This is a genomic window from Francisella orientalis FNO12, assembly GCF_001042525.2.
Classification (GTDB): Bacteria; Pseudomonadota; Gammaproteobacteria; order Francisellales; family Francisellaceae; genus Francisella; species Francisella orientalis.
On record NZ_CP011921.2, the window covers coordinates 723,362 to 737,515 of the forward strand.

Consider the following 14,154-nt stretch of genomic DNA (forward strand, 5'->3'; position numbering starts at 1 on the left):
ATAATATCTATAGTTTAATAAAGCAGTAATTATTTAAGGTTGATAAAATGTTACAGTCTTTCAATGATAGGCTCAAAGGTCCATTCACATGGATTATCATTATTTCTATAAGTTTTATATTTGTCATATCTGGTATGACATTTTTTTTCACAAATATTGGCTCAAGTAGATCTTATGTAGCTAAAGTAGGCGATAATGAGATAGGTCTGCAACAGTTTCAGCAGTATGCTCAAAATGCTACAACTGAATCACAAAAGAGAGCTGTTTTAGATCAGATGATAAATCAATATTTGATTCTTACAGATGCACAACGCCATAATATTGTTGTGTCTAAGTTGGCTTTACAATCCGCTATATTTACAAATCTAATGTTCTTTGATAAAGATGGTAAATTTTCTGCAGATAAACTAAAGCAGGTTGTTGAATATATTCGAGGTATGGATAGACTAGAACAGATTCTAAGTCAAAATATTCAAGCAACAATGATTCCTAAAGCTATAGCTGATACAGTAATTACAACTGACTATGAGAAGAAACTGTTAGCAAGTATTTATTTGGTTAATAAGAAAATAGAATATTTAAAAATATCTCCAGTAGATTTTCAATCCCAGGTTAAGCCTAGTCAGCAAGATTTAGAAAGTTATTATAATGCTCATAAAAATGATTATATAAATCCGGCTCAGAAAAATATTAGTTATTTCATAATTAATAAAGAAGACTTTATAAGTAAAAATAATATCAATAACGATGAGTTACAAGAGTATTATGAAACTCACAGAGAATTATTCAAAGATTTTGATGATAATACCAAAGCATCGATTCAAAAAATAATTCAAAATATAAGAGCTTTAGAGCAGTTTAATAGCTATACTCAAAATATTGGCAGCGTGAAATTTGCCGAATTAGAAAGGACTTTAGGTAAGGCTAAAACAGCTAGTATTGTAAATAATGATGAATCAACAATATCCGCGCTTACTAATGCTCAGTTTTTTGCAAATACTGATAAGTATGGAAGTATTTCAGTAGCTGACGATGAGCCTCTAGTATATCAAGTAGATAAATCTCAGCAAGCAAGTCAACAAAAACTAGCAGATGTTAAAGATAAAGTATCTAAAGCTTTTGTTGCACAAAAATCCCAACAATTAGCTATAGAAAAATCGCAAAAATTACTTGATGGCTTGGTTAGTGATAAAAAAGTAAGTATCAGTTTCAAACGAGCAACTATTGATAGTAACTCGAAGTCATTTAGTAAAGAATTTAATGATTATGTAATGTTTAATACTAATAACCAGTATCATAGCTATCAAGCAGATAATGGTAATATATACATATATAAAGTTATTAAGGTTGCACCTCTTGATAGTAAAAATGCTAAGTTACCTAGTCAGGTATTAAATGCGGTTAAGGAAGAAGAGTTAAACTTCTATTTACAAGTAGTTAAGCAAGAAGTTCCGGTTAAAGTTAATTACAAAAATATCTAAATGAATAAAATAATCTATGGTCTTGCTGGGCCAACAGCATCTGGTAAAACTTCTTTATCAATATCTATTGCAAATAAAATTAATGCTGAAATAATCAGTGTTGATTCATCACTTGTCTATAAAGGCATGAACATTGGTACAGCTAAGCCAACTTTGGATGAGCAAGGCGGTATTAAACATCATTTAATAGATATAATTGAGCCGACAGAAAGTTTCTCGGTTGCTGATTTTATAACAAATGTTAATAAGATTAAAAAAGAGATTTGGAGTAGAGGAAAAGAGGTTTTGCTCGTAGGCGGGACGATGCTTTATTTCAAAGGTTTGATAGAAGGTTTATCATCTTTGCCTGAATCTCAACCAGAGATAAGACAAACTTTAGAATTAGAAAGAAAAGCAAAAGGTTTACAGTATCTTCATCAGCAGTTAAATAAAATGGATCAAGAATCTACTAAGAAAATTAACCCCAATGATCAGCAAAGAATATTTCGTGCTTTAGAAGTAATTATGATAACTGGTAAAAAATATTCTGAACTTGTTAAGACATCTAAAGTTGGTAGGTTAGAAGAGCAATTAAAACCATGTGCTTTGGTGCCTAATGACAGGTCAATTCTGCACAATAATATTGAATTGAGATTTAAACAGATGCTTGATCGAGGATTTCTAGATGAAGTTCAAAGCTTACGCAAAAATCCTAAGCTTACTAAAGAAACTACAGCCATCAGAAGTACTGGTTATCGTCAGGCATGGGAATATTTAGATGGAGATATTAGCTATGAGGAGTTTGTTAAAAAAGGAATTGTAGTCACTCGCCAACTTGCAAAGCGTCAACTTACATGGATTCGTAATTGGCAAGGTGAGATTAATTTAGTTGAGGTTGAAAACCAAAATAAAGAACAACAGATTTTAGAATATTTTGACTATAAATAAAATTTGCTGATAGATATAAATATTGTTAGAATATATCGCGAAGTTTAATTGTTAAACTTGATAAAATAATAACTATAACAAAATAATTAAAAGGAAGTGAGACAATGTCAAGAATATCATCTTTACAAGACCCGTTCTTAAACGCTTTAAGAAAAGAAAAAGTTAGCGTATCTGTATATCTAGTAAATGGGATCAAACTACAAGGTCAAGTAGAAGCTTTTGACCAATTCTGTATCGTACTTAGAAATACTGTAAACCAAATGGTTTATAAGCATGCTATTTCTACTATAGTACCAGCTAAGAGTGTTAGAATGGTTTATAGCTCTTTTAATCCGTATCATCAAAATGCAAACGATGATCAAGATGAGAATGTAGATGATATTCATTCTGATGAGCTTGAAGTTCAAGAAAATCAAGAAAACATAGACGAATAATAATCTCTATTCTTTTTTCTTTAATAATTCCATTCGGAGTAATGTAAATGGAATTTTTCGAATCTTATGAAGCAGGTAGTAAATGCTTGCTTGTAAATATAAATTTTAAATATTGCCGTGAACTAAATGCTGATTTAACTGAACTTGAAGGTTTGGTTTTAGCAGCAAATAAAGTTGTGTTGGAAAGTTTAGATTTCAATCATCCAGAACCTGATATCAAATATTTTTGTGGTATGGGTAAAATGGAGATGATCAAAAATAAACGTGATGAGTTAGAAGCTGATCTTGTTGTGTTTAATCATCCATTAAGCCCATCTCAAGAGAGAAATATTGAGAAATTTCTTGAGTGTAAGATTATGGATAGAACGAGACTAATTCTTGAAATATTCTCACTTCGAGCAAAAACTCATGAAGGTAAACTTCAAGTTGAATTAGCGCAACTAAACTATCAGTCAACACGTCTAGTCAAAGGTTGGACGCATTTAGAAAGACAAAAGGGAGGTATTGGTGTACGTGGTGGACCAGGTGAAACACAGCTTGAGATCGATAGACGTTTAATTAGGCAAAGAATTAAACAAATTACTCAGAAGTTGGAAAAAGTAAAACATCATCGTGATTTAAGTAGATCGTCACGAAAGAAAAATAATATTCCGACAATATCATTTGTTGGTTATACCAATGCTGGTAAATCAACGCTATTTAACAAAATAACAAAAGCAGATGTTTTAGCTAAAGATCAGCTCTTTGCAACACTTGATCCTACTTTGCGTAAAGTAATTGTACCTAAACTAGGTGAAGTTATTTTTTCAGATACAGTAGGATTTATTAAGAACTTACCTCATGATTTAGTAGAAGCATTCCATGCAACTTTAGAAGAAGCTATAGAGTCAGACCTTCTAGTTCATGTGATAGATTATGCAGATGAGGATTATAAAAGTTATATTGAGCAAGTAGAAAAAGTTCTAAAAGAAATAGGTATTGTAGATAAAGAGATGATCTGTGTATATAATAAAATCGATAAAATTGAGAATGCTTCTGCTGGATTCGTTCCTATGGATGATTCAGACTCAAGTGTGGTTGGCAGAGTGTATCTGTCTGCTCAGACTGGGGATGGTATTGAAGAGTTTTATCATGCGTTGGCTACATTTTTTAATAAATCATGGGTTAGTGAAACTTTAGAATTACCACCTACATATTCAAAAGTTAGAGCTATGATGTATGAGCTTGGAGCTGTTGATGCTGAAGATATTTCTGAAGATGGCAACTATCTGCTTAAAATAAAGATTTCAGAAGATGATTTTGAAAGATTTAAAAGAGAATTTGATTTAGATTTAGAAGAGTTCTTTGTTAAATAGTTTCAATCTTATTTATACTCAGGAACTACAATTGGATCCTTAAATATTCCAGCACCAATGAATCTAGAGATAACAGGAGTTGATAATATTTTAATCGTAATAGTAGATAAATATTTTTTAACTATTTCATCTGAAGCAGCCACAGATAAGTTAGTAATCCCGACTTTTTGTTTTCTAGCTATTATATCTTTTAGTCTATGTTGCCACTTATCAAAAGCGATATTATGATCACCTTTTGCTTTATGAAGTTCACCAGCTAATACATAAGCCTCAACGATTGCAAATATACTTCCAAGCCCCATTAATATAGATGGGCAAGCAGCAGAGTCTCCAACAAGAGCAACTCTGCCTTTATGCCAAGTATCCATGCGTATTTGACTGACTTTATCAAAATAAATTTCTTCTACACTATCTAACTTATTAAGAATATCGGGAGTTTCCAAGCCAAAATCACTGAAAGATTTTTGTAGTAACTCTTTTTTTGTTCTAAAGTTACTGGGAATTGTTTTACAAGGTCAGCATCTAATGTAAACATAATTAAAGTTTCATCCTGGTCTAGACACACTCTAGCTACTTGTTGTTTTTCATCCACACTTAGAGCATAGGTATATTTCTCATAATTATTGTAATTTTTGAGAGAAAGAGCCGCGACATATTTATCTAAGTCATATTCTTGATATTTTGATTTATTAAAAGTGATGCTACGTATATGAGAATTTAAGCCATCAGCACCTATAACTAAATCAAAGTCTTCTTTAGTTCCATCACTAAGATGAGCAGTTATAACTTTATCTTTTTCATCTATTTTTTGATAGATGTACCAAATCTAACATCTATACCTTTACACGCTTTATAAATAGTTTCTGCGATAGTCTCCACTCTTGATACTTAGGAAGTCATCATAATTATCAGTAATTAATGAAGAAACGTTTATTTTAGAAGATCTTCTACCATTTTCATCAAAACAGTGAATATTTTTAATTTGATATGACTTTGCTTTAAGTTGCTCAAGAAGCCCTATTTTTTTCATTATTTCACAAGCAGGACCCCAAAAGTCCACTAAATATCCACCAGTTCTAAATTCTAGAGCTTTTTCAAAAAGAGTAGGCTGAAATCCATATTTTCTTAACCACCATGCTAAGGTCGTACCTGCTATACCAGTACCATTTATTGCAATTTTTTTCATTTTCATATTCCTAGGAAATCTGTCTCTAATATAGATTTTAGAGTTATATTGATAGTTATTCAATACAGCTTTACTATGCATTTAGCATTTATTTGTAGATAGTGCAAAAAATATAGGAAAATTTATATATAATAGTTATGGTAAAAAATATTCAACATTATTTTGAATTAAAAATTATAGGAATTATTACTTATGATAAAAAGGCTAAAACAGAAGTGGTTTTGGAGTAAAAACTCTGAGAAAGGACCACCAGATTTAGAAGAAATGATTAAAAAGTTCTTTGGCAAAAAGTCAAAAAAGAACGATGATGATAATGAGAGTATTTATTCAAAAAATGCTAATAAAAATAAACCAATGTTTGATAAACCTCCTGTGGCTAAAATTGCATCTATAGTTATAGCACTATTGATTGTAGCTTGGGTTGGTTTTGGTTTTTATGTAGTGCAACCAGCTGAACAAGCTGCTGTACTTAGATTGGGTAAATTTTCTAAAATGGTAGAACCTGGTCTACATTGGCATCCTATTGGTATTGATAAGGTATATAAGGAAAATGTCCAAGAGCTTAAAACTACATCGTTAAAGCGTGATATGCTTACATCAGAAGAAAATATTGTTCATATCTCTTTTACAGTTCAATACCGTATTGTAGACCTAGAAAAATACTTATTTGCAAATGTTAATACAACACAGTTATTACAACAAGCTCTAGAAAGTTCGGTTAGACAGGTTGTTGGTGAAAATAAACTAGAGCAGATATTGACTACTAATAGAGCTGTAATTACACAACAAGTTCGTAAAGAGATGGAGGCACTATTGCAGTCTTATAATACTGGTATATATATAAGTGAAGTGATTATGCAGCCAGCTCAGGCTCCAGAAGCTGTTAAGAGTGCATTTGATGATGTAATCAAAGCTCGTGAAGATCGTGAGAGGGAGCAAAATGAAGCTGAAGCTTATGCTAACAGAGTTGTACCAGTTGCTCAAGGTAAAGCTCAAAGAATTGTTGACCAAGCAAATGCTTATAAGCAAAAAGTTGTTTTAGAAGCACAAGGTGAAGTTGCTCAGTTTGAACAGTTATTGCCAATATATAAAAAATCTCCTGATATAGTCATGAACCAAATGTACTTTAATACTATCTCTAATGTACTACAGCACAATAAGATCTTCTTGATAGATGGTGATGGTGCAAAAAATATTTTTTATGGTTTAGATAATGCTCAAAAGCAAGCATTATTACCAAACATTCAAGGAGGTAGCTAAGATGAGTAAAATTCTAAAAATATTCTTAGTACTTGTAATAGTTATATCTGTTGTGGTGTTAAGTACTAAATTTATTGTTAAGCAAGGATCAGAGGCAGTTATCTTAAGACTAGGTGAACTAGTAAAAGATAAAAATGGTAAAGCAGTTGAGTATGAGCCAGGCTTACATGTCAAGATTCCATTTGTTGATACAGTTAAAACTTATGATATGCGTAATAGAGTATTAGAAGCAGATTCAGCTTGTGTTGTGACTAAAGAGCAAAAGGATGTTTTGATTAACGCGTATGTAGTTTGGAAGATAAGTAATAACAATATTTCAACATTCTATACTAGTACAAGTGGAAGTGTAGAACGAGCGGAAACTCTATTGAAACAATTCTTAGAATCTTCTTTAAGAGCTGAGGTTGGTAATAATGATATTCAAAGCTTAATTAATAATAATCGTGATAAGTTAATGATTGCTTTGACAAATAGTGTCCAAAAGCAAGCTAAACAAATTGGTGTTGATGTCATAGATATAAGAGTTAAGCAGATTGATCTACCAGATACTGTTACAGACTCTATTTATCAAAGAATGAGATCTTCACGTCAGAAAGTTGCTGCATCAATTAGAGCAGAAGGTAAACAGTTAGCTGAAAAAATTAATGCAGCAGCAGATGCTAAAGTTACTGTAACAATGGCCGAGGCTGAGAAAGAATCTAAGATTATAAGAGCGGAAGCTGATGCAAAAGCTGCTAAAATTTTCACAGAAGCTTACTCAAAATCTGTTCCATTATATGAATTCTTAAAGAGTATGAACTCTTATAAAGAAAGCTTTAATGGTAAAAATGAAGTTGTATTTATGCTAAAACCAGATAGTAAGTTTTTCCAGGGTTTTAAATTAGAGCCAGATAGTAAGCTTGCTGAAGATATGAAGGAAGCAAAATAAAAATGACTAAAGTGAAAGTGCTTTTTGTATGCAAAGGTAATATTTGTAGATCACCAACAGCTCATGGAGTTTTTAGAGATATTGTCAAACAAAATGGCTTAGAAAATCATATACATGTTGCATCTTGTGGTACAAGTTCACGTATGTGGGGACATGAGGGGCATGGGGCTGATTTACGTTCTGTAGAAATGGCTAAAAAATATGATTGTGATCTTTCAGATCAAGTTTCTCAGCAATTAGAAGAGCCTGATTTTGTAGAGTATGATTATATTGTTGCGATGGATCAAGAAAATATTGATACTATGAGAGAAATGTTTCCAAAGGCAAACTTTTCAAAAGTATCAAGGATGTTGCAGTATGCTCCTACGATCGAACTAACTGATGTACCAGATCCATATTATGAAAGTAATTTTGAAAAGGTCTTTTTGATGATAGATACAGCATGTCATGGTCTTTTCGAAAAAATAAAATTAGAGTATAAATTATGAACTACACTAAAGCAAAATATATAATGAGTGCAGCAAAAGTTTCTCAACTTCCTGAAGATACAGGAGTAGAAGTTGCCTTTGCTGGACGTTCAAATGCGGGTAAGTCGAGTGCGCTTAATGCTCTTACAGACCAAAAAGGTCTTGCTAGGGTAAGTAAAACTCCTGGTAGAACTCAATTAATTAACTTATTTGATTTGGGAGATAATAAGCGTTTAGTTGATTTACCAGGTTATGGTTATGCAAAAGTTTCTGAAGCCATCAAAAAACAATGGCAAAGTGAGATGGAGAACTATTTGACATCTCGTAAATGTCTGGAAGGAATTGTGCTTTTAGTAGATTCTCGACATGAATTAAAAGAGTTTGATTCTTTGATGATTGAAATGGCGATATCTTTTGATTTAAATTTACATATTCTTTTAACAAAAGCAGATAAGCTTAACAATAAAGAAAGAGCGCAAGCGAATAAAATGATAGAAAGTTTTTTAAAAACTTTTATCCGTACAGATAAAATTTCATATCAGTTATTTTCTTCATTAAGTAAAATGGGCTTAGATAAGTTAAAAGAAAGACTTGATATATGGTATCAGTAATATCCAAAATATTCTTATCATACATAGTTTAGCAATAGTTACATAATATAATTAAAATAGCCTATATAGAATATTCAATTCTAAGTTAAAATACTTTAGTATAAAGTAGATCTAAAATCTTTTATAAATATATGAGGTAATTCTAAAGAATATATAAAATATTAAACTTTTACACCAAAGAAGAAGTTTCTTTAGATAGTTTTGTGTTTGCTGGGGAGAATGAGCCTTGGGAGATCCAGATGAATATTGATGAAATTAGTAAGAAAATCAACAAAGATTATTTCACTCAAGCATCACCATGTTTATCTAAATATATACCATTTATGTCGATAAAAGATCCATCAAGCTTTGTATCTTTAAGAGAGGCAGCTACACCATTGCTTAAGAGTAAAATTATTGGTAAAGAGTTAGGAATTAATCTATATTTTAAAGTCGAAGGTAAAAATCCTACTGGCTCATTCAAAGATAGAGGATCTGCAGTTGATATAACAGTTGCAAAAGAGCTTGGTGCTAAAGGGATAGTGCTAGCATCTACAGGTAATATGGCTGCTTCAAGTGCTTGTTATGCAGCGGCTGCAAAGATGCCTTGTTTTATTATTGTGCCAGAAGGTGTCGCGACTTCTAAATTAGCTCAGGTAATGTCCTATGGTGGTAAAATAGTTCAAGTTAAAGGTAGTTCTAATGAGGCTGCAAAATTAGCTTATGATATTGCAAAATCAAAAGATTTTTTCTTGGCTGGGGATTATGCATTTAGAGTTGAAGGTCAAAAGACAGCGGCATTTGAACTTATTGATCAGTTATTATTCCAAGTGCCAGATGAGGTTACAATACCTATAGGTTGTGGTACAAACATGACTGCTTATTATAAAGGTTTTTGTGAGTATAAAGAGTTAGGATTTATCAATTCTTTGCCTAAGCTTACTGGTGTTCAGTCTACTGAGGCAGATACCTTAGCTAGAGCATATCAAAAGAATCAAAATAGAATCAACCTCTAAAAACAGCTAATACAATAGCAACAGCAATAGCTGTGCCGTATCCTATTGATGGTGATAAAGCTATAGCTGCTATATATAGCACAGGTTGAGAATCTACCGCGGCCATAGATATGAAGATGTTAGAAGCACAATATCTATTGTCGACTAAAGAAGGATTATTTGTGGAATTAGCATCAGCGTCAACTATTGCACATTTACTCAAAAAATATGAAGAAGGTAAGCTTCAAAAAGGAAGCACAGTAGTATGTGTACTATCTGGAGAAGGTCTAAAAGATCCTGCAGTAGTGCTAAAATCTGCTATTCAGCCATCAATTATATATCCAGCAGAGGCTGATTTTGACAGACTTTATAATAGTCATTTCTTTGATAATAAGACGATGTTATTCATAGAGCAAAATGAGGTGATATTTGATGAAGTACCAACTCTTGAAGAAGTTAAAAAAACTCTTGGTAAGTTATTTGGAGCAAATTATGATGAGAACTTCTTAACTAAGGTTAGAGAGCTAATTGAGAGATTCTTAGTTAAGGGTAAATCAATTAATGTATCAGATATACAAGATATTATCCAAGATGCTACTGAGATGGCAGATGCTATCAGTAAAGATATATTAGATGTTAAGTCATTTAAAGTAAATGTAGAACTAGATCAAAAATCTGTAGTTGAAGTTACTGTCAAAGTCGCAGATCAATTATATTTTGCATCAAGTTCAGGTGTTGGGCCAGTAGATGCCGTTTTAAATGCTTTGTGTAGAGCATGTCCTAGTGATATTAGCTATAGCTAACTGACTATAAAGTGAAAATACGTGGACAAGGTGCTGATGCTGTTGTTTATGTAGAGATGAGTTTAGAAAAAGAAGGTATTAAAAGTATTGGTAAAGCAGTTTCTCCAGATATAATTCAAGCTTCTGTTGAAGCATTTATAGATGCATATAATATCGCGTATGCATAAGATTTTTTTGAAAGGTAAAAATTATGACAAAAGTATTAAACAAATATAGTAAAAGACTAACAGAAGATAAATCCCAAGGTGCATCACAAGCAATGTTGTATGGCACAGCTATGAATGATAATGATATGCACAAGCCACAAATAGGTATTGCTAGTGTATGGTATGAGGGAAATACTTGTAATATGCATCTAAACCAGCTTGCACAGTTTGTCAAAAATAGTGTTGAAAAAGAGAACCTCAAAGGTATGAGGTTTAATACTATTGGGGTTAGTGAAGGTATTTCTATGGGTACTGATGGCATGAGTTATTCTCTACAGTCTAGAGACCTTATCGCAGATTCGATTGAGACTGTAATGTCTGCACATTGGTATGATGGATTAGTATCTATACCTGGTTGCGATAAGAATATGCCTGGATGTATGATGGCTTTAGGTAGACTTAATAGACCAGGATTTGTGATCTATGGAGGTACTATCCAAGCAGGCGTTATGCGTGGTAAGCCAATTGATATCGTTACAGCATTTCAGAGTTATGGAGCATGTTTATCTGGTCAGATCTCAGAACAGGAACGTCAAGAGACAATCAAAAAAGCATGTCCAGGAGCAGGAGCATGTGGTGGTATGTATACTGCAAATACTATGGCATGTGCTATAGAAGCTTTAGGTATGAGTTTGCCATTTAGCTCATTAACGCCAGCAACTTCTATTGAGAAAGTACAAGAGTGTGACAAAGCCGGAGAGACAATTAGAAACTTATTAGAACTTGATATTAAGCCAAGAGATATTATGACTCGCAAAGCTTTTGAAAATGCTATGGTCCTTATCACTGTAATGGGAGGCTCTACTAATACAGTGCTTCATCTGTTGGCTATGGCAAGTTCAGTAGATGTTGATTTAAATATTGATGATTTCCAAGAAATAGCTAATAAAACACCAGTATTAACAGACTTTAAACCTAGTGGTAAATATGTAATGGCTAATTTGCATGCTATAGGTGGGACTCCAGCAGTGATGAAAATGCTATTAAAAGCTGGTATGTTGCATGGTGATTGTTTGACTGTAACCGGTAAGACTTTAGCAGAAAATCTTGAGAATGTTGCTGATCTTCCAGAAGATAATACAATCATACACAAGCTAGATAATCCTATTAAAAAAACTGGTCATTTACAAATTTTAAAAGGCAATGTCGCACCTGAAGGATCTGTAGCTAAGATTACAGGTAAGGAAGGCTAAGTTTTTGAAGGAGCTGCGAATGTTTTTGATTCGGAAGAAGAAATGGTTGCTGCAGTAGAAGAAGGAAAAGTTAAAAAAGGTGATGTAATAGTTATTCGTTATGAAGGTCCTAAGGGTGGTCCTGGTATGCCAGAGATGCTTAAACCAACATCATTCATAATGGGTGCCGGCTTAGGTCAAGATGTCGCTTTAATCACAGATGGTCGTTTTTCGGGTGGTTCGCATGGGTTTATTGTTGGGCATATTGCTCCAGAAGCATATGAGGGTGGTATGTTAGCATTACTAGAAAATAGCGATAAAATTACTATTGATGTAATTAATAACGTTATAAATGTTGATATATCAGACCAAGAGATAGTTCAAAGAAGAGCTAAGTGGCAAGCGCCTACACAAAAGGCAAGTAGAGGGACTCTCAAGAAATATATAAAAACAGTTTCATCAGCTTCGACTGGTTGTGTTACAGATTTAGATTAAAAATTTGTAGAAAACTACTGAATATACTTTTTCTATTTAAAAATTTCAAGTCTATGTCTATAATGATTTAACATTTAGGAAACTAATAGTATTTCTAAATGTTGTTAAGTGTTAAAAATATTGAATAAAGGAGAGTGCTTAAGTATGAAAATAACAGGCTCTCAAGCCATCGTGAAATCATTGGAAGCTCAGGGTGTTGATTGTGTATTTGGGTATCCTGGTGGTGCTATTATGCCTACATACGATGCCTTGCATGAGTCAAGGGATAAAGTTTATCACATTTTAGTTAGACATGAACAAGGTGCTGTGCATGCTGCTGTAGACTATGCTAGAGCTACTGAAAAAGTCGGCGTAGCAATAGCGACTTCAGGTCCAGGAGCAACAAATCTTATTACTGGAATTGCTGATGCTCAGATTGATTCTGTTCCTCTTGTTTGTATTACAGGCCAAGTTTTTAGTCCATTATTGGGTACAGATGCATTCCAAGAAGCGGATATTATAGGTATGTCTGTAGCAGCAACAAAATGGAACTATCAAATAACTGATCCTAATGAAATACCAAAGATATTCAAAAAAGCATTTTAAATAGCATCAAATGGCAGACCAGGTGCTGTGCTTATTGATATTACAAAAGATGCTCAAGTCGGTATGATGGAGTACAAAGAAGCTGTTGGCAATAAGCTAGGTAAATGGTTACACAAGCCGACAATAAATATGGACGATATCCTAAAAGCATCAGAATATATCAATACTGCTAAAAAGCCTATTTTAATTACAGGTCATGGAGTTATGCTTTCTAGAGCAGAAGAAGCAGTATTAAAGTTGGCTGAGAAGGCAAATATACCTGTTGTGAGTACTTTATTAGGTTTGTCAGCATTTCCTTATAATCATGAGCTGTATAAAGGTATGCTAGGTATGCATGGTAATTATGCAGCAAATGTTCTTTATAATGAAGCTGATGTAGTAATTGCTGTAGGTATGAGATTTGATGATAGAGTAACTGGTGATTTGAATCATTATTTACCAAATGCGAAAATTATCCATATAGAAATTGACCCTTCTGAAATTAATAAAAATGTTAAAGCTGATATTGGTATCAATGCTGATGCGAAAGAGGCACTAAATTGTTTATTACCATATATAGCTAATAATTCTCATAATGAATGGCATAAGGAGTTTGCATCTGAGCATCAAAAAGAAATAAACGCAGTAATAAAAGATGAAACTATGCCGACTGAGGGTGAATTGAAAATGGCTGAAGTAATAAGTCTTTTATCTAAAGCTACAGAAGGACGTGCTGTAATAGTTTCAGATGTTGGTCAACATCAAATGATTGCTGCTAGATACTATCAGTTTTTAGAGACTAATTCTCATATTAGTTCTGGCGGTTTAGGAACTATGGGGTTTGCTTTACCATCAGCAATTGGAGCAAAGATGGGCGTTAAGGATAGTAGAACTGTAGTTGCTGTAATAGGTGATGGCGGTTTTCAGATGAATATACAAGAACTAGCAGTGCTTAATCAAGAAGGAATTAATGTAAAAATTCTAATTTTGAATAATTCATTCTTAGGTATGGTTCGTCAGTGGCAGGAGTTATTTTTTGAGAGTAGATACTCTTATACAAAAATATCATCACCAGACTTTGTGAAAGTAGCAGAAGCATATGGAATACAAGCTGAAAGAGTAAAAGAAAGAAAAGATCTAAAAGATCTAAAAGATGCTATAGAAAGATTTCTTAATTCAGACAGTTCTTATTTGCTTGAGGTAATGGTAGAAAACCAGGAAAATGTTTTTCCTATGGTTCCAGCTGGAGAATCGATTAGTAACACAAAGCTAGGTAGAGAGGAGTAGAGCT

General features: G+C 32.9%; 11 protein-coding genes and 3 pseudogenes. 13 read left to right on the forward strand and 1 reads right to left on the reverse strand.

Annotated features, from left to right (window positions below):
- Positions 1 to 47: 47 nt before the first annotated feature.
- From FNO12_RS03750 to hflX, 4 genes are all read left to right on the forward strand, one after another.
- The gene (locus FNO12_RS03750; RefSeq protein ID WP_014715265.1) at positions 48 to 1,481 is read left to right on the forward strand and encodes a peptidylprolyl isomerase; all 1,434 of its coding nucleotides are present in this window, start codon (positions 48 to 50) and stop codon (positions 1,479 to 1,481) included.
- On the forward strand, positions 1,482 to 2,408 hold the full coding sequence (gene miaA, locus FNO12_RS03755; RefSeq protein WP_014715266.1) for a tRNA (adenosine(37)-N6)-dimethylallyltransferase MiaA: 927 nt from the start codon (positions 1,482 to 1,484) through the stop codon (positions 2,406 to 2,408).
- 104 nt (positions 2,409 to 2,512) lie between these two features.
- A complete protein-coding gene (gene hfq / locus FNO12_RS03760) occupies positions 2,513 to 2,842 on the forward strand; it encodes an RNA chaperone Hfq (protein ID WP_014715267.1) in 330 nt (109 codons plus the stop codon).
- A 47-nt stretch (positions 2,843 to 2,889) separates the two neighbouring features.
- Positions 2,890 to 4,197: a ribosome rescue GTPase HflX gene (hflX, locus tag FNO12_RS03765; protein ID WP_014715268.1), complete on the forward strand. Its 1,308-nt coding sequence runs from the start codon at positions 2,890 to 2,892 to the stop codon at positions 4,195 to 4,197.
- Between the two features lie 8 nt (positions 4,198 to 4,205).
- Here hflX and FNO12_RS03775 read toward each other — a convergent pair.
- Positions 4,206 to 5,383 (reverse strand): annotated as a pseudogene (locus tag FNO12_RS03775) (FAD-binding domain).
- A gap of 192 nt (positions 5,384 to 5,575) precedes the next feature.
- Between FNO12_RS03775 and hflK the strand changes: the two are divergent.
- The 9 genes and pseudogenes from hflK to ilvB all read left to right on the forward strand — a co-directional run bounded on the left by hflK (position 5,576) and on the right by ilvB (position 14,150).
- On the forward strand, positions 5,576 to 6,643 hold the full coding sequence (gene hflK / locus FNO12_RS03780) for an FtsH protease activity modulator HflK (protein ID WP_014715271.1): 1,068 nt from the start codon (positions 5,576 to 5,578) through the stop codon (positions 6,641 to 6,643).
- Position 6,644: 1 nt separating this feature from the next.
- On the forward strand, positions 6,645 to 7,571 hold the full coding sequence (gene hflC / locus FNO12_RS03785; protein WP_014715272.1) for a protease modulator HflC: 927 nt from the start codon (positions 6,645 to 6,647) through the stop codon (positions 7,569 to 7,571).
- A 2-nt stretch (positions 7,572 to 7,573) separates the two neighbouring features.
- A complete protein-coding gene (locus tag FNO12_RS03790; RefSeq protein ID WP_014715273.1) occupies positions 7,574 to 8,059 on the forward strand; it encodes a low molecular weight protein-tyrosine-phosphatase in 486 nt (161 codons plus the stop codon).
- The gene (gene yihA / locus FNO12_RS03795) at positions 8,056 to 8,649 is read left to right on the forward strand and encodes a ribosome biogenesis GTP-binding protein YihA/YsxC (protein ID WP_014715274.1); all 594 of its coding nucleotides are present in this window, start codon (positions 8,056 to 8,058) and stop codon (positions 8,647 to 8,649) included. Before FNO12_RS03790 ends, yihA begins: the two co-directional genes overlap by 4 nt.
- Positions 8,650 to 8,888: 239 nt before the next feature.
- Positions 8,889 to 9,644 (forward strand): pyridoxal-phosphate dependent enzyme, encoded by a 756-nt coding sequence (locus FNO12_RS03800; RefSeq protein WP_231138829.1) that lies wholly within the window; start codon positions 8,889 to 8,891, stop codon positions 9,642 to 9,644.
- Positions 9,645 to 10,021: 377 nt separating this feature from the next.
- Complete coding sequence (locus FNO12_RS11495; RefSeq protein ID WP_174805281.1) at positions 10,022 to 10,426, forward strand: alpha-isopropylmalate synthase regulatory domain-containing protein; 405 nt, start codon at positions 10,022 to 10,024, stop codon at positions 10,424 to 10,426.
- 56 nt (positions 10,427 to 10,482) lie between these two features.
- The gene (locus FNO12_RS03810) at positions 10,483 to 10,593 is read left to right on the forward strand and encodes an alpha-isopropylmalate synthase regulatory domain-containing protein (RefSeq protein ID WP_003029121.1); all 111 of its coding nucleotides are present in this window, start codon (positions 10,483 to 10,485) and stop codon (positions 10,591 to 10,593) included.
- Between the two features lie 23 nt (positions 10,594 to 10,616).
- Positions 10,617 to 12,299: pseudogene (ilvD, locus tag FNO12_RS03815) on the forward strand (dihydroxy-acid dehydratase).
- A gap of 144 nt (positions 12,300 to 12,443) precedes the next feature.
- A pseudogene (gene ilvB, locus FNO12_RS03820) lies at positions 12,444 to 14,150 on the forward strand (biosynthetic-type acetolactate synthase large subunit).
- Positions 14,151 to 14,154: the final 4 nt, after the last annotated feature.

Excerpts from the sequence above, each read along its gene's own strand:
- FNO12_RS03810 (WP_003029121.1), top strand. The coding sequence starts at position 10,483 with ATGAGTTTAGAAAAAGAAGGTATTAAAAGTATTGGTAAAGCAGTTTCT.
- FNO12_RS03800 (WP_231138829.1), top strand. The coding sequence starts at position 8,889 with ATGAATATTGATGAAATTAGTAAGAAAATCAACAAAGATTATTTCACT.
- hflC (WP_014715272.1), top strand. The coding sequence starts at position 6,645 with ATGAGTAAAATTCTAAAAATATTCTTAGTACTTGTAATAGTTATATCT.
- miaA (WP_014715266.1), top strand. The coding sequence starts at position 1,482 with ATGAATAAAATAATCTATGGTCTTGCTGGGCCAACAGCATCTGGTAAA.
- hflK (WP_014715271.1), top strand. The coding sequence starts at position 5,576 with ATGATAAAAAGGCTAAAACAGAAGTGGTTTTGGAGTAAAAACTCTGAG.
- FNO12_RS11495 (WP_174805281.1), top strand. The coding sequence starts at position 10,022 with ATGTTATTCATAGAGCAAAATGAGGTGATATTTGATGAAGTACCAACT.
- FNO12_RS03790 (WP_014715273.1), top strand. The coding sequence starts at position 7,574 with ATGACTAAAGTGAAAGTGCTTTTTGTATGCAAAGGTAATATTTGTAGA.
- FNO12_RS03750 (WP_014715265.1), top strand. The coding sequence starts at position 48 with ATGTTACAGTCTTTCAATGATAGGCTCAAAGGTCCATTCACATGGATT.
- yihA (WP_014715274.1), top strand. The coding sequence starts at position 8,056 with ATGAACTACACTAAAGCAAAATATATAATGAGTGCAGCAAAAGTTTCT.
- hfq (WP_014715267.1), top strand. The coding sequence starts at position 2,513 with ATGTCAAGAATATCATCTTTACAAGACCCGTTCTTAAACGCTTTAAGA.
- hflX (WP_014715268.1), top strand. The coding sequence starts at position 2,890 with ATGGAATTTTTCGAATCTTATGAAGCAGGTAGTAAATGCTTGCTTGTA.